Here is a 21394-nt window from a genome sequence, read left to right on the forward strand (position 1 = left end):
AAAAAGTATAATCAACACACAACATGTACGACCAGCTCCTAAGACCTGAAAACAACGTTGGGCTGTACATATCAAACTTTATAAGAACCTGGAGGGAACAATCGTGGATCACATCAAAGACATTTTAGAGTACAATCGTGTTTTCGTAGAAAACAAAGAATACGAGGCCTATAGAACGGGCAAGTTCCCCAATAAAAAAATGGTCATTATCACCTGTATGGATACACGGCTAACGGAGTTACTCCCTAAAGCCATGAACCTGCGTAACGGTGATGTGAAAATCATCAAAAATGCGGGTGCGATTATTTCACAGCCCTTTGGAAGCGTAATGCGCAGTGTGCTAGTCGCCCTGTATGAGCTGGGAGCAGACGAAGTAGTCGTCGTGGGCCATTATGAATGCGGCATGGCTGCATTAAATGCAGACCACATGGTCAATGAAATGCTCGATCGCGGAATTTCTCAGGAAGTGCTGAATACATTAGAAAATTCAGGAATTAAGCTAAATAAATGGTTGAAAGGTTTTGACAACATTGAAGAAGGGGTAAGAACTACCGTGAAGCTTATTAAAAATCACCCGCTTCTCCCCCCTAATGCTCCCGTTCACGGCATGGTTATTCATCCAGATACAGGAGCGTTAACACTTGTCGTTGACGGGAATGAACAGTAAATAGGATACGCTTCGGCAGAAAGTTACCAGGTAGTTTAAGCTCGTACATACGAGCTTAAACTACCCTTTTTTATGAAAAAAAGCGCATATACGTGGAGAATGACAGGAGCCAATTTTGGCTAACCTGTGAACGACCTGTCTGAAAGTTGTCAAACCATACAGTTTCAGTGTACACTTTTCATGAAGCTGCAGAATACCTGCCGCAGTGCTGTTACAACCGTTACTATGATGGATGAAGGAGATAAGATCTATGAATTTACTATCGTATGGTCTGTTGGGACTTCTCGCAAGAGAGGAATCCTCCGGCTATGATCTGATGTTGCGTATCCAGCCTTTTTGGCAGGCCAAGCACAGTCAGATCTATCCGCTACTGGCCCGTATGGAGGGTAAGGAACTGCTAGCCTCCCGCTGGATTCAGCAGTCCGACAAGCCTGATAAGAAAATGTATACCATTACCGACAAGGGAATCCATATGCTTCAGCAATGGTCCCAGGAAGCGTTAGCTGCTCCGGTTACACGGGATGAATTAAGTCTTCGACTGTTCTGTCTTTGGTTGACAGACAAAAGTAGTGCCAATCGTATGCTGGAGGAACGCAAACGTCATTTTATTCAGAAAATCCAGCATCTAGAGGATATTCTGAACAACATTCCCGCAGAGAATTTACATTTTGGCAGTAAAAACTTTGGTGACTATATTTTAGTACAAAAAGGACTTTTGAATGCTAAAGCAGGTCTGGAATGGTGCCAAATGGTTCTGCGCATGCTGCTTGCTGGTGATGTCAATGCGGATACTAATCCGTTTTCACTTAAGCCGCAAAGCTGAATGCTTTTGCTAATCCATGCATAGGTTTTAGGGGACGTTATTATTTAATTTTTAAAAATTAAAATTCTTTGAAACCCTTTTCCATGCCATTCGTATTACTGGTAAGCGGTTGTTTGACCTATAAAAAAATTTACTAAGGGGGATATATTTACATGAAAAAAACATTCACTTTGAAAAATATGATGATGCTGATGATGGCTTTTACCCTACTCATTGCTATGATCGCACCATCTACAGCTGATGCAAGGCGAGGCGGCGGGTTTAAATCCGGGCCTAAATCATACCAATCTACACCAAGCAAGGCGAATGACAGCAATGGCATTAATAAGTCAGATAGCGGAACCAAGTCAGGGGCAACTGCCGGTAATACAAGCAGAACTGGTGGATTCCTTGGCGGTGGCGGCGGATTCCTGAAAGGTATGATGCTGGGCGGTTTGGCAGGTATGCTCTTCGGTGGATTGTTCGGCAACATGGGCGCATTGGGCAGCTTGCTTGGCCTTGCCGTTAACGTTCTCGCCATTTACGTCCTGATCATGGCCGGAGTAGGTATCTACCGTGCTATTAAAAATCGTCGCAGACCAGATGATTCCCGCGGAGGACGTTACTAAGCTATGATTTTGAGTATGGATGAGATTGTCAACGCTATTTGCTTGCATATGGCTGAACGCAAAGGTGTCCAGCCCACTGATGTGACAGTAGAATTAAGTTGGGAAGAGGATACAGGTTATTCAGCAGAAGTCCATGTACAGGGCCGCAGTCAATATCTGGTGGAAGCCAATATGATTGAAGCAATTCTGAGATACCTATATTCCGAATACAATATTCGTGCCTATCGCGAACAAATCAGATTGGATCTGGATGAAGAAATTACTGCTATTGTTCAAACTTGATTATTTCACATAAGATCGTGGCACAAACTTATTATAAAACAGAAGAACCGACCTTTGCTTGAGGGCAAGGGTCGGTTCTTTTTTGTTGCTCGTTTCTCTAATAGATCAAGGTGCTATAGTATTACATTTAGACGTGGACGTCCCTTGCTATATGGATTCATTTGCTCTATGAATAGCCTGTCTGCTAAATGATGGAACCGGAGCTACCTGTACCCGCGGCACCCTTTCGAGTAAGCCACTACCGTACATTTCCCGAAACGGCTGCTCTTCCATATGAATATAGCCGATATAGCAGCCGCATTCTTTCATCCGGCACGGACGTTTGCCACTCAGACCCTCAAGACCATCCCTGTATAAGTGTCCTAGCACCCGTCGATCCTGATAGCAGTGTTTTACTCTTCCGTCACCCTGGACATAAAATACATCTTCACCGGCGCGACATGCCCGCCCCTGACTGCTATAATCCTTTAAATTCCATTGAAAATAGGGGTCTATCGCAGTTAATTCAGTAACCTCAGCATCTGTATAATAATTTGGACGATCCTTGTAGGCGTTGATCCACAAATAAACATCCCTTGGAAGTTGCGATCGCAAGGAACGAATAGCCGGAAATGCCTGTCTTAACCCGACGGTACCGACACTATAGGAAATACCAAGTTCATATAGCTTTATAGCCTGCGATATAAAAACTTGCTCTTTCGTCTCTCCAGGGTGATATGTAGCCCACAGCGCAGCAGTCTCCGGGCTCAGTTCTTGCGTCCAATCCAGCTTAGTCGATAGATTCGTCTGTACCGCCACTTTTTCCACATGCGCCATGTGGGAAAACTCAATCATGGTCTTGCGATACCAGGAATGAATCAAGGCTTCTCCATACGGATTAAAAAAAATAGAGAGACAATGCCCCAAAGCGCCCTGTTCCCGTACCCAATCAGCAAAACGTTCCAACTGGGCCCGATCCTTGTTCAACGTTTCCCGACTATCAACGTTTTTACTGAACGGGCAGTAAGGACAAACATAGTTGCAAGAGGTCAACGAACCACGATAGTATAAGGTCGCTCTCATGCGCCTACATATCCTTCCATGCGCTCACGTACTGACGTGGAGATCATCCAGTCCCCAATCGCATCGGAATAGGCCATTCCTTCCTCTGTAAGTCGCAGCGTCTCCTCCTCGACGACAGCCATACCGGATTCCAGCAGCAACGACATTCCTGTAAAATCGTCCGACAGGGATACACCGAAGCGCTCTGCATAGGCCGATAGCTCCAAACCTTCGCGATGAAGAAGCGCCTTTAAGATAAAGCGTCGCTTACTCTCATCCACATTTAAAATAAAGCCGTAGTCAGCCAGATCATGACGTTCCGCAGTAACATAATCTGCGATAACACTACGCGTAGCTGCTGCACTAACACCATAACGGCTAGCATAGTGGACATTGCGTGTATAGGAGCGTGCACCACACCCCAGACCGGCCATTCCTTCCTCCTGACAACTGTAGGGCAAAAGCTCTTTGCTGGATATACCATCATTTTTAGCAAAACGGCGCATGGAATATTGTACATATCCTGCCTGTTTGAGCCGTTCACGCGCCACCTCATACAAAGTAAGGCGAATATCATGATCCAGCCCGGTATAGCCTGGCTTTAAAAGCGTATTTTCTCGAATATATAACGGGTAAAGAAAAATCTCTTCTGGCGAGTAAGACAGTGCTTCCTCTAAAGAATACAGCCAGGTTTCCACCGTTTGACCAGGCAGGCCATAGATCAGATCCACGTTCAGCAAAGGAAAGTTGTATTCCACCAGCCGCTCAAGTGCTTCTCTAACAAGTTTTGGCTTCTGAGGTCGGTATATGGCGGCACTTTCTGATTCCACAAAGCTCTGAATTCCCATGCTGACACGATCTGTCCCGCGGCGCTTGAGCACCTCCAACCTATCCTCAGTCACAGTATCGGGAGAGGTTTCCACCGAAATAGAAGCTCGTTTAGGGTCCAGTCCCATCATATTTTCCGCAATGTCAAACAAACGCTCCACCAAAGGAGCCTCCAGTAAGGTCGGTGTACCGCCGCCGATCGCAAAACGCGAAAAAGGCCGACGGCCCATAATTGGTGCCCATTGCTCGGCTTGTCTTTCTAGCGCATCCACATACTCCTTATGTACATCCAGACGCTTGTCCGGCAAAGTGAAGAGGTTACAAAATCCACAGCGAGCCGCGCAAAATGGAATATGCATATACAAAAAATAGCTTTCTAACTCCTCCTTCTCCCACAACTCCTGCAACGAGAGCGGTGTATCAAACGGACGATAGGCCGTTTTATGTGGGTAAGAGTACAGATAGGAACGATAGGGAGCTTCACGGATCGTGCGTGCCCATTCAACAGGAGTTTCAGGCCACTGAAACCTAGACGGTGTTAAGTTTGTATCTATCTCCGGGGCTGCCGCACCCGTTGGATGCGAGTGATTCAGATTCATGGCTTTCATTTCTGCTCCTTCCTCGCGCTGGATTGATTTCTTGATATTTTACCAGTGCAATCTATATTTCTATTTACTCTATAATATAAATTCGCGGTAAGGTACATTCCAGACTACCTCATGCGCCAGACGATGTCCTTCATAGCCGTCTTCCCCATAAGCTGTACCATGATCGGAAAAAACCATACAAAACGTTTTGCCCCGATTTCGTAAGGCATCAAACAAACGTCCAAGCTCACCATCCACATACCGCAAGGCTGCCCGTTGAGACTCCACTGAATCTTTAGCAGAACCCTTCACAAAATAATGATTAGGCCCATGAATCGCTGATACATTCAGAAACAAAAACAAGCGCTGCGACGGGTCTGTATTCCCCAACAGTTTCAGAGCATGATTCACCTGATTCTCCGTCGAACGGGGGTTGGTAACGCCAAAGTTCATACGCCAGTAGCTTTCTTGAAAATATCCAGGCAGCACCTTGGCAAGCTTATTTTTCTTCGTGAAAAAAATAACGCCGCCGATACAGATGGTCCGATAACCTTCACCCTCTAGCCCGGACACGATATCCGGGGCATCGAACAGCCAGGTATGTGGATGCGTACGCAGTCCCGTATCCTTTGTGTGAAACAGACGGATATGTGAAGTCTTATCCGTATTCGCTGGAGTCGGCAAAAATCCGCCAAAAAAAGCATGATGTGCAGCATAGGTAAAGCTACCCGGTGTATGGCGCTTTTCCCACGACCCGGAGCCACACAAATTCGGACAGTTCTCTTCCTCCAGCTTTGCTACATCATAACGCAGGGTATCCAGCGTAATCATGACAATATCATGAGAGCCGACAATTTGGTTCATATCAGTCATATCTGTCTTTCCTTTCCCTAACCACGCTCCTATTAGCGAGGTGCTGCATTTCCCATTCATACGGATTCAAACCCTGATGTTCAACCCGGTACAGCAAATCACCGAACGGATTAACATCCAACACATAGGGACGACCCCCATGAGCCGGAACCAGCACATCCAGCCCAGCGACCATGGACGCCGGAAAAACACTCATAGCAGCTTTCGCAGTAAGCTGGACCGATTCCACCGTACTCTGTGGTAATCCGCCTTCCTTCAGCGAGAGCCGCTCATTACGCAAATGCAAATTGGTAATGGGGCTGTGGCTCAAACGTAAAACCGCATGGCAAGCTTCTGATCCGCACACGAGTTGGCGCACATCATAAACACGCCCGTTCAGGGTCGCTTTGGGAATCCAGCGCTCCACATGTACCCCTTCCAGGCATAGCCAGTTAAGGATAGCATGAATGTCCTGCTTATTCGTATAACGACGCAATCGTCCGGCATTATAATACACGCGCTGTCCGCGTATGATTTCCGTTCCAATCGTGGTCACCGCCAGTTCCGCGTGTGTGTGGGGATGTACCTGATAGGCCATGACACCAGAAGCACCGGACCCACAAAATATTTTCACAAATACGCGGTGAAACCCAGTCTCCTTCATTGCCGTGTGCAGATCGACAACATCACGAAATGCACCGCCTGAAGATGTAAGCACTGGCGGAACCCTTATGTCCGCCTTGCCTAAAACGACGCTACAACGCCGTTTGTCGAACATCACGGCCACCTCCGCCGGATCATTCATCCAGTATGACGAGGGCCAGAGCAGAGCCACTTCATCCCGCAGCCAGGCCAGCAGACGGCAATAGCCCCGGAACCATTGTGCCGGGTGCCAAATACGACCGTGCTGCTCCTGCAGACGTCGCGCTTCTGCCGCCGATATACCTGTGCCTTGTGTCCATTCGGGCCATGGCAACAGAGAATCGTCTCCCTCACCATCCGAGGCACCTAGTGCAATCAACTCACGCTCTACCTCAAAGCTTTCGCCCGGTGCATCCAGACGAAGCAGCGGACCACTGTCCATCTGCCCCGCCAGTAACTGATCAATGCTCTCTTGCACAAAGGCACTGCCATTCACGCTATCTTGCGTAGCTTGTGCGGCTATTCGCATCATCAGCTCGCTCAGACCTTGTTTCTGCCGAATAGCTTCCAGCACATTTTCATAGGAAACCTCCAGAGCGGGCGGAAGCATTAATCTGCTTCGCGCCTCCTGCAGCCCCGTAGTTCGACGATTCCCCGGATTACCGAACAAGATAAACGGCTCGCTGACATTACAGTCTGACATCCTAACCATAGAGCCGCCTCACTTTAGATCATTTTAATTTTGAAAACAGTCCGTATTAGAAATCCATTTGAACAAATTACTCAGTCAGTGATGGATAGCGCCAATCATCTTCCTCATCCGCTTCTTGTTGATCTTCCACGCTCACAGATAGACCCGAGCTTTTCCAACGTTGCATCATTTCAGTAGACATATAATGATAGCTCAAATCCAGATGCTTCAGCCCTTTTATACTTTCACTAGCCAGCAACGCTTCTGCACCTTTATCAGACAACGTACCTTGTGAGAGATCCAGCACTTCCAGCTGTCCAATCACAGGAGCATTAGCTGCTGCAATTGCAATTTCATCCTGTATTTCACTATCTTTGAGTCCCAAGTATGTAAGTTTGGGAAAAGGATTGCTGTCTAAAAACGGCAAAACATCTTTCAGGTTACCGTCAAAACCATAGTCCTCGACACCCAAATACAGTTCCAGCTTGCGTAGTTCAGGCAGTTCGGCATTACGTATTTGCTCTAGAACGCTCACAGGCAGGCCACCACAGATAATAACCAATTCCTGAAGACGGTTATGACGAAGCGGCTCCAAGCTCAGGTCCTGGCTTCCTTTGATATGAAAGGACTCCAATGCTGGAAACGCTTCTAACAACGGGGACAGATTCGTCTGGTTAATCCATGAAACCTCACACTCATCATATTCCATATCACCAATAAACAGTTTGCGTATCTTAGGGAATTGATCTTTGAGCTTCACTAACACTGGGATAAAATCCTCTGGTGAACTTTCATAGGCGCCGCCCCAATCTCCAATGATGAGATCTGTAACTTGCGCGCTCTCGGGCTTAGCTGCCAGTTCCTCAATAGATTTAGACATCGTTTGGCCATTCTCATAAGCTTCATAATCCACTACCAATTTCACTTCCATCTTACAATTCCTCCGATCGCTTGTCTGAGATCTCGTAAACTATCTATTTCCAATTTAGTCTATCCTATTCTACCAATGTTCGTCAAAAATAGTCCCGCATCGACATCAATCCTATGTAAAATGTGCTCAATGAAATAAAAACAAGACAGCCCGCTAAGCAGGCTGTCTTGCATATTCATAATAAACTTCTACTATTATATAGTACGTAAGTTTAGAGCCAAATTATTGGCTAATTGTAATCGGTGAGTTATCGGACAGCAATGCCAGATTATTCACGATCACATTCTCCTCATTGCTCAAGCCACTGGTAACGAGTGTTTGTGAACCTGCTGTCTGAACAGTCTTCACTTCCTTACGTTTCGCATGGTCTCCGTTTACAACATATACATATTCTTTACCTTGATCCTTTTGAACTGCCGCAGTAGGAACCACAATGCCTTCTTGCGCATTGGCAGCGACAAAGCTGATATCAGCCAACATGCCGGATTTCAGTTTCGTGTCTGGATTCGCTACTGAGATTTTTACAGGATAGCCTTTTCCACTTGCATCCAACGGGCTTACATTTTTAACTGTACCAGTTGTTACAATGTTGGAAGCTGCAACACGAACCTGTACCTTGTCACCTGCTTTTACATTGTTGATCTGTTCCGCTGGAACATAGATCAAAGTATTGACTGTACTCAGATTAGCGATGACCAGTGCAGGAGACTGAGCGGATACCATTTCTCCCACTTCTGCATTTTTCGTACCCACAATACCATTGATCGGTGATGTAACAACGGTGTCATCCAATGCATCCTGAGCAATGTTCACATTCAGCTGAGCCTGCTTAAAAGATTGTTGGCTGGACTCGATAACCGCAGTATTTTGAGATACTTTGAGCTGATTTTGCGCATTACTGTAACCGCTATTGGCATTACTATAGCTATTTTTTGCTGAATCATAGCTATTGCGAGCTGTAGTTAGGGCCTTCTGCGCAGCTACCAACTGATCTTGCGCATTAGCCTGAGCATTTTGTGCATTGTTGTAAGCCGCTTCCGCATTCACAACTGCAGTTTTGGCTTGTTCTAATTGTGCTTGGGTGCTCGCACCTGCATCAAATAGACTTTGCGTACGTGTTACATTTTTCTGTGCATCTGCCAAAGCTTGCTGCGTTTGTTTCACCGTATTGGCTGCTGAGGAGACACCATGTGTTGCTTGTTCTACGGCTGTAGTGGCTTGATTAATAGCCCCCTGTGCCTGATTGATTGCGCTTTGGGATTGAATCACGCCGCTCTTGGACTGCACTAAGCCCGAATTTGCTTGAACCATCGTAGATTCGTGGGATGCTTGAGCGGTGCTTACTCCGGCTGCTGCCGCAGCTGCTGCGGCGCGGGCTTTCGCAACATTATTCCGCATGTCCTTATCATCAAGCTTGAACAGTACTTGACCCTTTTTAACCTCGGAGCCAATATCCACAGGCAGTTCAACCACTTTGCCGCCCACTTTAGGCACGATGTTCACCGTCTCCGATGGTGTTACGGTTCCTGTATAAATATTTCCCTGTCCGATAATTCCCTGTTGTGCTTGGCTGATTTTAACCGGAACGACCATATCCTGAGCCGCCCCGCTATTACTGGAGCAGCCTGCCAGCACTGCGCCGCCGAGCACTAAAGCCGCTAATGTACTTTCTACTCTCAATATTTTCATGATAATTCCCTTTCTTTCTGTCCGTGGAAATAATGTAAGCCATCCAGTCGTATTTTATAGTTCTTTGGTTATGCTTCCGGCTGTGTCTTTGCTTTCTTCCTCTGAATAAACAAAAAGATTAGTGGAATCGTGCAAAACAGCGGTATGGATGAAATGAGGAACGTATCCCCAATCCCTCTTGATGTGGCATCTAGTGTGATTAAACTACTTACGGATGACACCCATGAGCTGCCGAGCGTCGCTTGAAGCGCATGAGCCGAGTCTGGTGTAATGGACTCCGAAATTTGCTGGGCATGAGCAGCCGAACGGCTTTGCATAATGGCGGTTAACACCGCAATCGCCATAGATGCAGCCACAGTACGTACCAGATTGGACGCTGTAGACGCATTGGCTACCTTGCTCGGATGAACGGCATTCATTCCGACCGTGGACAATGGCATCATACAAATACCAATTCCCAGACCCCGTAATGCCATTACGGTTTCCAACCAGGCATGCGAAGTATCTGGCGTAAGCTGGTGAAGATGATAGGTCATAAAGCTGGTTAGCGTCAGGCCCACAAGTCCCAAAGGCACAATGCCGAACTTATCGAATAGCTTCCCGGCAATAGGCATCATAGCCGCCATGGCAATGGCCTGTGGAATGAGGATAATACCGGTATCAATCGGTGACACACGCTGGATATTTTGCAAAAACAACGGTGTTAAGAACGTTCCTCCGTACATCCCCATCATGACCAGACTGGAAGCAATAACACTAATCGTATATTTTGAATTCTTGAATAATGAGATTTCAATTACCGCATTATCCTTGCCGCTTTCTACATAGATCAGAAAAACAAGTGCCCAGAAAGCAACAAACAGCAAGGATACAATTCCAAAAGAAGTCCAGCCATCACGCTGTCCGTTTGTCAGTGCGTACAAAAGTGTTCCGGCACAAGTTGCGGCCAGCAAAAAGCCCGGTAGATCAAACGGCTTCGGCTCTACTTTAGGCGGTTCTTTGATTAGAAGAATAACCATTAAAATTGCAAATAAAGCAACCGGTACACTGACAATAAACAAGAACCGCCAGTTAAACCACTCAATCAAATATCCGCTGAGCGTAGGCCCAACAGCCGGCGCTGCCATTGCGGCGATCCCCCATATACCAAGGGACATACCGATTTGTTCACGCGGCATAATTTTGTAAATAATCGTCATACTCAGCGGCATAATAACACCACCGCCCAGACCAGCCAGCACCCGTGCTGCGATCAGGGAAGAATCACTCCATGCAAAAATACATATTCCCGTTCCCAGCGAAAATACGCTGAGCGCAAGAATCAAAAACTTTTTGTATCCGAGGCGCTGCTCCATATATCCGGTAATCGGTACGATTACACCAGATGCAAGCGTGTAACCTGTAATAACCCACTGAATACGTGTCGTCGTAGATCCTAAATCCGTCGTCAATCTAGGAATGGCGACATTGATCAGACTGTTGTTCAGAATGGCGACAAAGGCGCCTAAAACGATAGCGAAAAAGGCAAGCCAGCGTTCTTTGGAAGAATCTGTCGAAGGAGCAGCAGCAATATCATTGGCAGCCACATGGACCCCTCCTTTTTAAGGTGTATGAATTTTTACTTCCACGTTCGTTCCAGGAATAAGCTTCAGATCCTTTGGCTTGTTCACGGCAATCTCTACAGGCACACGCTGAGTCACCTTGTTAAAGTTACCACTTGTGTTCACTGCAGGAACGAGTGAGAACACGGCGTTGGAGGCTTCGCCCACTTTACGAACTTTACCCTGAATTATCTGGTCACCTGCTGCATCAAGCGTAATATCAACAAGCTGTCCTGGTTTAATACGGTTAATATCGGTTTCTTCAATATTCGTGGATACGTACAAGCTGTTCATATCCACCATAGTTGCAACAGCACTACCCGGCGATCCGATTTCATGCTCTTTCGAATAAATCTTAATGACGGTTCCGTTGATCGGCGCGCGCAGTACGGACTTGCTGATCATACTCGCATCCAGCCCCGATACATCCTGCTCGGCAATCGGTTCATTACGCTGAACAACATCTCCTTCTTCCACATCAATGTGGCTAATTTCTCCGGAGATTTGCGGCATTACCTTATATTGATCGGCTTGAATGCGCGCATCGTCACTTTTAACAAAGTGTGTTGCTTGATACCAATAATAGTAGCCAATAGCTCCACCGCTCAGAATGAGCAGTACAATGAGGATTGGCAATACAGTTTTCTTACTCACTTCTTCCACCCCTGTTGTCCAAAAAATTTTATTATTCAACGCTAATATTTTAAAATTGAAATATTAGGCCATTAAACCAAATAGAGAACGTAAATAAACACATGGCAACATTCCATGCAAAAGACAGGACTAACTTTATGTACATAGGACAATCTGATCCATGGTCCACAAACCATCTTTTATATTTAAATATTTTCATATAACTATTGTACATTGAAATATTATAGATATATTTATCTATTCAGGCAACATAAATTTTCAGTTTTTTCATAATTTTTTTTCATAAAAAAGAACCTTGTTTCCAAGGCTCTTTCACGAAAAGGGATAGTTTACAATTAAAGGGTTACACAGTATCGTTAAGAGAAAGGCGTAGGTACAGCTGACCGTTGTTTGCAGTTTTTCGCCTCCTGCCCTTCCTTCGTGTTCTTATTCATTCCATTCCCTTGAGAAGCTTGCTTTTCCATGCAACCCCCGCAACGGCAGCGTTCTGTCGTCCCATGTACATCCTCTTTGGAATCCCGTAATAGCCGCACGTAATCCAGAGATTGCTGTAAAGAAGCAGGCCCTGGAATGAAACGGACCTTCTTGCCTTCCAGCAGACAGTATACCTCAATAAGCTGAGGAAGTGCTCCAAATGCATAATAACAAAAAACATTTGTCATATGTTGGAATGTACTAATAACGTTAGGGTTATAGTCAACGATGTACTTTTGAATGAGCAGGGAATCTGCTTCTGCTGATAGTTGCCAAGCAGCCTGAACAATAAGCGAAATATTGACCTCTAACTCAGGCACAGACGTACAAAATTGTTCATACAGCATTACAGGTACCAGCAAGTCATTATTTAAGCCACAAATTTTTGACAACTCACCTGACACTTTATTTTTGACATCCCAATAATGGAACAAAGATTCAAAGCTGTCTGACTGCTTGGGCCACCATTTCTCCAGCACATACTGGACAGGGACTTCCCGCCGCACCTCTACTTCCATTCCAAAGTATTCGTTCAGCGCATGCCCTATTGCATATTGAACCCGTTGCCGCCAATTCCAACCCTCACGCCCTCTTTTCCTCTGTGATTGACGAATTGGCTGTGGAGTTCTCCACATCTCCTCAAGCTGATAGTCGTGCAGAAGAGGAAAGGCGCTTAAGCCATCGCTATTGCGCATACCTATCCCTCACTTTCTTCTCAGGACACCCCAATACCAGCCTGTGCAAATTGTCTTCCGTAAGCTCGGCAATTCTCCTTATCATCATCCAATGGATTAAATTCAATCTTCAGACTCTCCTGAATGACCGATGCGCCGCGTTCTTTGACTTTTTCCTCTACCAAGTCCACTGCGCCACAGAATTGCGTATAAGATGTATCTCCACTGCCAAATACTGCGGTCTTTTTACCAGACAAATCAAGCTCGTCTAGTTCCTCGTAAAAATCCAAAAATTCATCAGGAAGCTCACCATCTCCCCATGTATATACACCCAGTAGGAACCCGTCATATGCGAGCAGTTCTTGCGCGCTGCAATCATACGAAGCCTTCAACTCCGCCTCATGCCCTGCCTGACGGACGCCCTCGGCGATCAATTCCGCGATTTCCTCTGTATTACCGGTCAAACTGGCATAAGCAATCATGATTTTACCCAAGTTCATCCCTCACCTTTATTTGAAATATGGGATGCTTTCACTCCCTGTTACTCAAATAATATTTGATAATGATTCTCATTGTCAAATGTTAATTTCAAAAACTAGGTTTAATCTTGGGGAAATATACGCAAAACAGCCGCATTACATGCGGCTGTTGGCAGATAAACTCTATGGATAAACAAATTATTAATTACAACATAGGTCATTACCATATAATGCGCCCCGCCAACATGAATCCACGCTTCGGCAGAAGCTTCGAACGAAGGCTCCGTCTACCACAAAACGCTGGCTACAGGCAGTTTAGGAAGTTTGTGTTTAATTAAGTAGAATTTCAGCTGTGTTGATAAAAAAATATTATGTACGTATAATTCAATCCGTTTTTCATTATTATGATAAAAAACGGATGGTTGTACGTACAAGTGGGATTGATTTCATTTTAAGATGGAAGCGCTATAATTACAAGTACATCCTAGAAAAAATATTTTGGGCCATTTGGCTACTTACTTATTTATGTAATCATTCGATTGTTGCTGAGGTTTGTTGTACAATAGACTCCATATGGGGATTTCTGTGCAGCTTGCTGCCTGAATCCTGAATTGACTGCTGAAGGATGGATTGTACATGTATGTAGCACAAGAATGGAAAGACTATGAAGTAATGGATACAGGCGGTGGTGAAAAACTGGAACGTTGGGGTGATATTGTCCTGCGTCGTCCCGATCCGCAAATCATATGGCCTTTGGCCCAGGAAACAGCCGAATGGCGTAATGTTCATGGACATTACCACCGTAGTTCCTCCGGTGGTGGCAACTGGGATATGAAAAAACCTATCCCCGAGCGCTGGACAATTAGCTATGGACCGCTTAAATTCCACATTAAACCGACCAGCTTCAAGCATACCGGTCTTTTTCCAGAGCAAGCAGCGAACTGGAGCTGGATGATGGATAAAATCAAAGGCGCAGGCAGACCAATTTCCGTACTGAACCTGTTTGCATACACGGGAGGAGCCACGACTGCTGCTGCGTATGCTGGAGCTAGTGTAGTTCACGTGGATGCCGCCAAAGGCATGGTACAGTGGGCAAAGGAAAACGTTCAATTGTCCGGTCTGGCTGACCGTCCGGTACGCTTCATTACGGACGACGTATTCAAGTTCGTGCAACGAGAACAGCGTCGGGGCAACCGTTATGATGCCATTATTATGGACCCTCCTTCATACGGACGCGGACCGAACGGAGAAACTTGGAAGCTTGAAGAAAGCCTATACCCGTTTCTCGAATCCTGCATGAGCATTATTTCAGATCAACCGCTGTTCATGCTGATTAACTCTTATACTACAGGTATTTCGCCTACTGTATTGCGCAACATGCTGAGCATGACCATGCAACAAAAGTACGGTGGCCAAATTAGCGCTGGTGAAATCGGATTGCCGATCACACGCTCGGGATTGAATTTGCCTTGTGGTATTCTCGGACGCTGGGAGGCTTAAATTCCTCTTATGACTCAAAATGAACTTACCCGGCATGAGCATGCACAGCCGAACATTCCTGTCCTGTATGAGGACAATCATGTTTTGGCGGTTGTAAAGCCTGTCAATGTTCCAACGCAAGAGGATGCCAGTGGTGATCCTGATCTGTTGTCTTTACTCAAGGAAGATTTAAAAATTAGACACAATAAGCCTGGTAACGTTTTTTTGGGTTTAGTTCACAGACTGGATCGGCCTGTAGGTGGAGCCATGATTTTTGCTAAGACGTCCAAAGCTGCTTCTCGCCTGTCAGAGTCGGTTCGAAGTCGTCATTTTCACAAACTGTATACAGCAGTTCTGAATGGCGTTCCTACGGCCCCACAGGGCCGTCTAACCCATTATCTGCTAAAGGATAGCCGTACCAACACGGTTCAAGCGGTTCGGCCTGGCACGGCTGGTGCGAAGGAAGCCATTTTGGAGTACCGCGTGATCGGACAAGCAGATGGACTCAGTCTCGTGCAGATTAAGTTGCACACCGGACGCTCACACCAAATTCGTGTGCAAATGCAGGCGATCGGCTGTCCCCTCTACGGTGACCAAAAATATGGCGGTAATCTGAGCCGGCCCGGTCAACAGCTGGCGCTCTGGTCTTTACTGGCTGGAGCGCCGCATCCGGTTAGCAAAGAAGATATGAGCTTTCACTCGTTACCTCCTGTGCAATTTCCATGGAATGAATGGCCCAGGTCGCTTTATGAGAACATGATTACGTCTGAAATTTGAACCGGAAAGCCCTGCTCTATCTGGATATCGACATCTTCAACCCCATCTGCACAAAGAACCTGCAACGCATGTGAACAAACATGCATTGCAGGTTCTTTGTGCAGAAATTAAATTAATGCGTCATCTCATCCTTTTACGACGAGGAAGCCACGGACTGCCCCTTCTTGCTGTTTACCAGCTGTTGACGGGGATGGGCGTTTTGTGCATTCGTATTTTTGATAAAAAATGCTAAAATCAGAGCGGCCACACTCAACACTGTTGCAATGATAAAAGCCGAATTAATCCCATAAATTGTAGCTTGATTGCCTGCAGCCAGCATCCCCGCTTTATCCGTCACGCTTAGTCCCTCAGATGTAACAATCGATGTCAAACGGTTGCTGCTTTGTGTTGACATCACCGTCACCAGAATTGCCGTCCCAATCGAGCCGGAAATCATACGCAGCGTGTTACTCATCGCCGTACCATGTGCATTCAATCGTTGCGGAAGCTGATTCAACCCGGCCGTTTGGATCGGCATCATCAGCAACGACATCCCGAACATCCGCACCGTATAATTAATTAACAGTGTCATATAGGTGGTTGTTTCGGTTAACCTTGTAAATTCCCAAGTCGTTATAGCCATGATCAGCAAGCCAATTACAGACAACCAGCGTGCTCCGATTCGGTCAAAAATAGCCCCCGTTACAGGAGACATGAGCCCCATCAGAATCGCTCCCGGTAACATTAGCATACCGGACTGGAGCGGTGTGAAACCCCGAATATTTTGCAAATAAATCGGAAGCAATATCATACCGGCGTACAAAGCCATCGTCACAATCACGTTAATGATTGTCGTCAAGCTGTACACATCGTATTTAAAGATACGGAATTCCAGCATAGGCTCATCTACCTTCAGTTGGCGGACAATAAACAAAATAAGCGCAATTGTCCCAACGATAAGCGTAGACAGGACCGGAATACTTCCCCAACCCGATGTTCCTGCATCACTAAAGCCGTATAATAGTCCACCGAAACCGAGCGTAGACAAAATGATGCCGGGAATGTCCAGCTTTGGCTTGGACTGCTCCGTTACATTTTTCAGAAAAATAAATCCGATCACAATCGAAATCACTGAAATCGGCAGGATGATCCAGAACAAAACCCGCCAGTCATAATGCTGTACTATATAACCGGATAAGGTTGGCCCAATGGCTGGAGCAAAACCCATCGCAATCCCCAAGGTTCCCATCGCCCGGCCACGACGCTCTATTGGGTAGATGTTCAAGATAACGACCATCATTAAGGGCATCATGATACCTGCTCCCGCGGCCTGAATAAGCCGACCGATCAGCAATGTGCTGAAGCTTGGCGCTATAGCACATAACAGCGTGCCTATTGAAAAAATAGTCATCGCGCTAATAAACAATTTACGAGTGGAAAAACGGGCAATCAAGAACGCGGTCACCGGGATCAATACCCCATTCACGAGCATAAAGCCCGTGCTGAGCCACTGAGCTATATTGGCATCTATATTCAGATCACTCATCATTTTCGGTAAAGCCACACTGATCAACGTCTGATTTAATATCGCTACAATCGCGCCAATCAACAGAGCGGCCACAATGGGTGCTCTGCGTACATTACCTGGTAGTGTCATTTGAGGACTGCTCAAGTTGATTCATTCCCTTCGGTGTTAATTTCATGATCATTTGTTTATGGATATCCAGGACCATCTCTAGCTGCTCCTTCGGGATGTCCAGAATGGGCAAGACGCGCTCCATCCACATGGCGTCTACTTTTTGCATGATATCTTTTCCTTCCGGCGTAAGCGTCAGCACTAAGGATCTACGGTCATGCTCATGCCGTCCGCGAGCAATATATCCCGCCTTGGTCAAGCGGTCAACCACCCCACTCATAGAGCTGCTTCCCACATGTGCTATGTCTGCCAGCTCAGATAACCCGATGTTGGGGCGTTTATTCAGAATTGCCAAAGCCATATGCTGAATGGCCGTCAGATCCAAATGCTGCTCCTCATTCCAGAAGGCATAAAATATCGTTTTGTTAACCTCTCTTACCGATTGTATAATCCGATACACCTCAAGTCTGTCTTCCTCTCTGTCACTCACTGGAACCATCCTTCTTTCTAATATCCAATTGACAATCCATATACATATACATATACATATACATAAACTAGAAACTATTTGCATACGAAATGTTATTTATTTATAACTATTATTTTATCATCTCTTATGTAAATGTCAACATTCACCCAAATATCACCTATACTTCAACACAAAAAAGCGCGGTATGAATACCACGATAGGTATTTACATCCGCGCACTCCTACTTACCTTAAAATGATAATCTGCTGCGTACAGCTACTTTTCATGTAGCCACCATTCTAGTTATTCTGCTCGCTCTATTGGTTCCTTTACTCCCTCAGCCTCACTTGTCATTACTGAAGTTTTCGCCTTCGTTGTAATTTTCCCCAACAAATAAACCAGCAAATTTTGATTGTGCTGAGAAATTCGGTTTAGTGCAGAACCCAGAAAATCATCCCGGATTCGCAATCCACGCTCTACTTCTTCTCTCCCTCGATCCGAAATGACAATCCATACAATTCTACGGTCCTTTACGTCTCTGAAACGGGTGACCAGTCGATTCCGCTCCATCCGATCCAGCAGCATCGTAACCGCGGCTGGTGTGGTGGCGAGATATGGGATTAGTTGAGACGGTTTCATACGGCCGTATTCGTTCAAAACCTCCAGCACCGTAAGTTGAGCTTCCGTTAGTGATGGAGCCAGCTGCTGCTCCATATGAACCTTATAATCCTTAGCCATTCTGGTCCAGATTTTCGCAAATTCGGTCGTTTGCATTTTGCCTCACTCCTTTAAATAACAGGGTCAGTAAAAGCATCAAAGTTACCGTATGGGCCACCGTCCGGATTGTATTTCATCACATTAAATTTTCGCCATTCAGCCCCGGTTTCCTGCCGTTTTTGGAGCACGAAATGAAAAGGGGAAGGAAGTCTCACCTCGGTTTTAAAGGCTGGTCAGGGTTCGACAGCATGACGGCAAAAAGGTCCTCATTCGTGCCGGAATGGCACGAGAGGACCTCTCTTTTTCGAGCTAAAAAGCGCTTGACTTTCCTATTATTCTATGGACTGAGAAGCTTGCGGCTCACTACGCAGCAACACATTCACAATTTCGTCCTTCTTCTCCATTGGAGCCAGCAGCTTGCCTGTATCTTTTCGGTCGGTTAATGGAGCCTTTTCCGAAAGGAAGGACATCGTTTGTCCTTCTGCTGTGATTGCAAATAATTGAACAGCTTCACGGCAATAGAAGGCAGCCACGATTCGAGTTCCATTCGAACGTACTCTTTTGCCTTCCTTGAACTCAAAGGTGGTGATACCTTTGCCGCCTCTTCCCTGTGTAGGATAATCCAGCAGAAGCGTACGCTTACCATAACCGGACTCGGTCAGCACCAACACTTCTCCTTCATCCTCTTCTACCCATAACGCCGCGATAATTTCATCGCCTTCTGCTAGCTGTATACCTTTGACACCAGCCGAGACGCGACCCATTGCATTAACCTCTTGCTCCTTGAAGCGTATACTCATACCCGCACGGGTAATCAGCATAATATCCCGGGTACCCTCGCTTAACGTTACCGATAACACCTCATCGTCCCCTGCTACTTTGCAGGCGGCTACGGCACTAGAACGTTTTGTAGCATATTCTTTTAATTCTGTACGCTTTACTTGGCCCTTCTTTGTTATAAATACCAGACTTTTGCCGATTTCCTCGATGTTTTTGAGAGGAATAACACTTACGATACGATCTTCCTTCGATAACGGAATAACGTTGACAATTGGTGTGCCCGGCTCTTTCCACTTATACTCTGGCACCTGATGTACAGGTAATAAAAAGTATTGTCCGCGCTGGGTGAAGACGAGCAATATGTCCAGCGTATTCACATCAAGCAATTGGGTAACGTAATCCCCTTCCTTAACACCGGAACTTGAACGTTCCCCGCCTGAACGAGTGAATGACAACATACTTGTACGTTTCACATAGCCATCTTTTGAGAGCGTCAGCAACACATCCTCTGCTCCCACCATGACTTCCAGGTTCACCTTAATCTCTTCTACCTCGCCCTGGATATCTGAACGACGGTCAATGCCGTACTTTTCACGAATTTCCAAAAGTTCCTTGCGAATCAGGCTGATCAGCTTGCGATCACTTTCCAGAATAGAACGATATTGCGCAATTTTTTTCTGGATGTCACCCAGTTCTTTTTCAAGCGTGGTGATTTCCAGATTGGTGAGACGGTACAACTGCAAAGTCAAAATAGAATCTGCCTGCCGTTCGCTAAAACCAAACATCCATTGCAAATTATTTTGCGCGTCCTGGCGATTTTTGGAAGCTTTAATGGCTGCGATGACCTCATCCAGAATGTTCAGCGCCTTGACCAAACCTTCCAGCACATGGGCACGATCCTCTGCCTTTTCCAGTTCATACTGGATACGGTGAGTGACAACTTCGCGTTGATGGGCGATATACGCTTCCAAAATGGACTTTAGCCCAAGCTGATGTGGCGCTTTGTTCACAATAGCTACCATGTTGAAGTTATATGCCACCTGTAGGTCGGTTTTTTTCAGCAAATAAGCTAAAATCCCTTCCGCATCGGCTTCCTTCTTCAGCTCCACAACAATGCGCAAACCATTTCGTCCGCTTTCGTCACGAACCTCGGCAATCCCTTCCACCTTTTTCTCCAGACGGATATTTTCCATGGCGGTTACGAGCCTTGATTTGACGATCTGGTATGGGATTTCGGTAATGACTAGCTGCTGCTTACCTCCGCGCAAGGACTGAATTTCCGTTTTGGAACGAATATAAATGCGTCCTTTTCCCGTGCGGTAAGCGTCCTTGATGCCTTCGCCACCCATAATGAGTCCGCCAGTCGGGAAATCAGGACCTTTGATAAAGGTCATAATCTCTTCCAGCTCAATCTCCGGCTTTTCCATCACCGCAATGCTGGCATCAATAACTTCGCGTAAACTATGTGTAGGGATCTCTGTCGCAAATCCCGCCGAGATCCCACTGGAACCGTTCACCAACAAATTTGGATAACGAGACGGCAACACAACGGGCTCTTTGGCCGAGTTATCAAAATTGTCCTTGAACAAAACCGTACGCTTTTCAATATCGCGCAGCATTTCCATTGCGATCGGAGACAAGCGAGCCTCCGTATAACGCATAGCTGCCGCCGGATCATCATCCTGGGAGCCCCAGTTACCGTGACCATCCACCAGCACATGACTCATTTTCCAAGGCTGCGCCATCCGTACCATGCCGTCGTAAATCGACGAGTCACCGTGGGGGTGGTAATTACCCATAACGTCCCCAACGGTTTTGGCCGATTTACGATATGCTTTATCCGGCGTATTGCCCGAATCGTACATTGCATAAAGAATACGACGTTGTACGGGTTTTAATCCGTCCCGTACGTCGGGTATCGCCCGATCCTGAATAATATATTTGGAATATCGGCCAAAGCGGTCACCGACCACTTCCTCCAGAAAAGCTGGCAAAAACTGCTCCGATAAGCTCATGTATACACCTCTTTTGATA

The 21394-nt window shown here is 46.2% G+C and carries 20 protein-coding genes; 6 read left to right on the top strand and 14 right to left on the bottom strand.

The window, feature by feature from the left end; translation table 11 throughout:
* The first annotated feature begins 103 nt into the window (after positions 1 to 103).
* From KAI36_RS14775 to KAI36_RS14790, 4 genes are all read left to right on the top strand, one after another.
* Positions 104 to 667 carry a beta-class carbonic anhydrase gene (locus tag KAI36_RS14775; RefSeq protein ID WP_075154367.1) on the top strand — a complete coding sequence of 188 codons (564 nt, stop codon included), beginning with the start codon at positions 104 to 106 and terminating at the stop codon, positions 665 to 667.
* 250 nt (positions 668 to 917) lie between these two features.
* Positions 918 to 1490: a PadR family transcriptional regulator gene (locus KAI36_RS14780; RefSeq protein WP_025722044.1), complete on the top strand. Its 573-nt coding sequence runs from the start codon at positions 918 to 920 to the stop codon at positions 1488 to 1490.
* Between the two features lie 152 nt (positions 1491 to 1642).
* Positions 1643 to 2098 (top strand): hypothetical protein, encoded by a 456-nt coding sequence (locus KAI36_RS14785; RefSeq protein WP_076159232.1) that lies wholly within the window; start codon positions 1643 to 1645, stop codon positions 2096 to 2098.
* Positions 2099 to 2101: 3 nt separating this feature from the next.
* The gene (locus KAI36_RS14790; RefSeq protein ID WP_013310599.1) at positions 2102 to 2380 is read left to right on the top strand and encodes a YxcD family protein; all 279 of its coding nucleotides are present in this window, start codon (positions 2102 to 2104) and stop codon (positions 2378 to 2380) included.
* A gap of 147 nt (positions 2381 to 2527) precedes the next feature.
* Here KAI36_RS14790 and KAI36_RS14795 read toward each other — a convergent pair whose 3' ends face one another.
* The 10 genes from KAI36_RS14795 to KAI36_RS14840 all read right to left on the bottom strand — a co-directional run bounded on the left by KAI36_RS14795 (position 2528) and on the right by KAI36_RS14840 (position 13544).
* Positions 2528 to 3442, bottom strand: a complete 915-nt coding sequence (locus tag KAI36_RS14795; RefSeq protein WP_220025271.1) for an STM4011 family radical SAM protein — start codon at positions 3440 to 3442, stop codon at positions 2528 to 2530.
* Positions 3439 to 4857 (bottom strand): STM4012 family radical SAM protein, encoded by a 1419-nt coding sequence (locus tag KAI36_RS14800; protein ID WP_220025272.1) that lies wholly within the window; start codon positions 4855 to 4857, stop codon positions 3439 to 3441. The genes KAI36_RS14795 and KAI36_RS14800 overlap by 4 nt, the downstream gene beginning before the upstream one ends.
* Before the next feature lie 69 nt (positions 4858 to 4926).
* Positions 4927 to 5709, bottom strand: coding sequence for an STM4013/SEN3800 family hydrolase (locus KAI36_RS14805; RefSeq protein WP_023989060.1), 783 nt, complete (start codon positions 5707 to 5709; stop codon positions 4927 to 4929).
* Positions 5702 to 7042: an STM4014 family protein gene (locus tag KAI36_RS14810; RefSeq protein ID WP_220025273.1), complete on the bottom strand. Its 1341-nt coding sequence runs from the start codon at positions 7040 to 7042 to the stop codon at positions 5702 to 5704. Before KAI36_RS14810 ends, KAI36_RS14805 begins: the two co-directional genes overlap by 8 nt.
* 67 nt (positions 7043 to 7109) lie before the next feature.
* Complete coding sequence (locus KAI36_RS14815; protein WP_220025274.1) at positions 7110 to 7952, bottom strand: STM4015 family protein; 843 nt, start codon at positions 7950 to 7952, stop codon at positions 7110 to 7112.
* Positions 7953 to 8174: 222 nt separating this feature from the next.
* Positions 8175 to 9641 (bottom strand): efflux RND transporter periplasmic adaptor subunit, encoded by a 1467-nt coding sequence (locus tag KAI36_RS14820; RefSeq protein WP_025722038.1) that lies wholly within the window; start codon positions 9639 to 9641, stop codon positions 8175 to 8177.
* Between the two features lie 68 nt (positions 9642 to 9709).
* On the bottom strand, positions 9710 to 11227 hold the full coding sequence (locus tag KAI36_RS14825) for a DHA2 family efflux MFS transporter permease subunit (protein WP_025722037.1): 1518 nt from the start codon (positions 11225 to 11227) through the stop codon (positions 9710 to 9712).
* A gap of 15 nt (positions 11228 to 11242) precedes the next feature.
* Entirely contained in the window at positions 11243 to 11896 is a 654-nt protein-coding gene (locus KAI36_RS14830) for an HlyD family secretion protein (protein WP_025722036.1), read from the bottom strand.
* 356 nt (positions 11897 to 12252) lie between these two features.
* Positions 12253 to 13065 (bottom strand): hypothetical protein, encoded by an 813-nt coding sequence (locus KAI36_RS14835; RefSeq protein WP_025722035.1) that lies wholly within the window; start codon positions 13063 to 13065, stop codon positions 12253 to 12255.
* A 20-nt stretch (positions 13066 to 13085) separates the two neighbouring features.
* Positions 13086 to 13544, bottom strand: coding sequence for a flavodoxin (locus tag KAI36_RS14840; RefSeq protein ID WP_034095047.1), 459 nt, complete (start codon positions 13542 to 13544; stop codon positions 13086 to 13088).
* Positions 13545 to 14159: 615 nt separating this feature from the next.
* On the opposite strand from KAI36_RS14840, the gene KAI36_RS14845 reads away from it, so the two are divergent.
* Positions 14160 to 15023, top strand: coding sequence for a class I SAM-dependent methyltransferase (locus KAI36_RS14845; protein WP_028540694.1), 864 nt, complete (start codon positions 14160 to 14162; stop codon positions 15021 to 15023).
* Positions 15024 to 15032: 9 nt separating this feature from the next.
* Positions 15033 to 15779, top strand: a complete 747-nt coding sequence (locus KAI36_RS14850) for an RluA family pseudouridine synthase (protein ID WP_071641255.1) — start codon at positions 15033 to 15035, stop codon at positions 15777 to 15779.
* A gap of 133 nt (positions 15780 to 15912) precedes the next feature.
* Here the strand turns inward: KAI36_RS14850 and KAI36_RS14855 are convergent, their stop codons facing one another.
* The 4 genes from KAI36_RS14855 to gyrA all read right to left on the bottom strand — a co-directional run bounded on the left by KAI36_RS14855 (position 15913) and on the right by gyrA (position 21375).
* Positions 15913 to 17415 carry a DHA2 family efflux MFS transporter permease subunit gene (locus tag KAI36_RS14855; protein ID WP_220025275.1) on the bottom strand — a complete coding sequence of 501 codons (1503 nt, stop codon included), beginning with the start codon at positions 17413 to 17415 and terminating at the stop codon, positions 15913 to 15915.
* A complete protein-coding gene (locus tag KAI36_RS14860) occupies positions 17399 to 17884 on the bottom strand; it encodes a MarR family winged helix-turn-helix transcriptional regulator (RefSeq protein WP_025722031.1) in 486 nt (161 codons plus the stop codon). Before KAI36_RS14860 ends, KAI36_RS14855 begins: the two co-directional genes overlap by 17 nt.
* 282 nt (positions 17885 to 18166) lie before the next feature.
* Positions 18167 to 18637 carry a MarR family winged helix-turn-helix transcriptional regulator gene (locus KAI36_RS14865; protein ID WP_220025276.1) on the bottom strand — a complete coding sequence of 157 codons (471 nt, stop codon included), beginning with the start codon at positions 18635 to 18637 and terminating at the stop codon, positions 18167 to 18169.
* A gap of 275 nt (positions 18638 to 18912) precedes the next feature.
* The gene (gene gyrA / locus KAI36_RS14870) at positions 18913 to 21375 is read right to left on the bottom strand and encodes a DNA gyrase subunit A (RefSeq protein ID WP_220025277.1); all 2463 of its coding nucleotides are present in this window, start codon (positions 21373 to 21375) and stop codon (positions 18913 to 18915) included.
* Positions 21376 to 21394 lie beyond the last annotated feature (19 nt).

Origin of the sequence: Paenibacillus sp. S02 (assembly GCF_019454065.1) — a bacterium.
In the GTDB taxonomy this organism is placed as follows: Bacteria; Bacillota; Bacilli; order Paenibacillales; family Paenibacillaceae; genus Paenibacillus; species Paenibacillus polymyxa_B.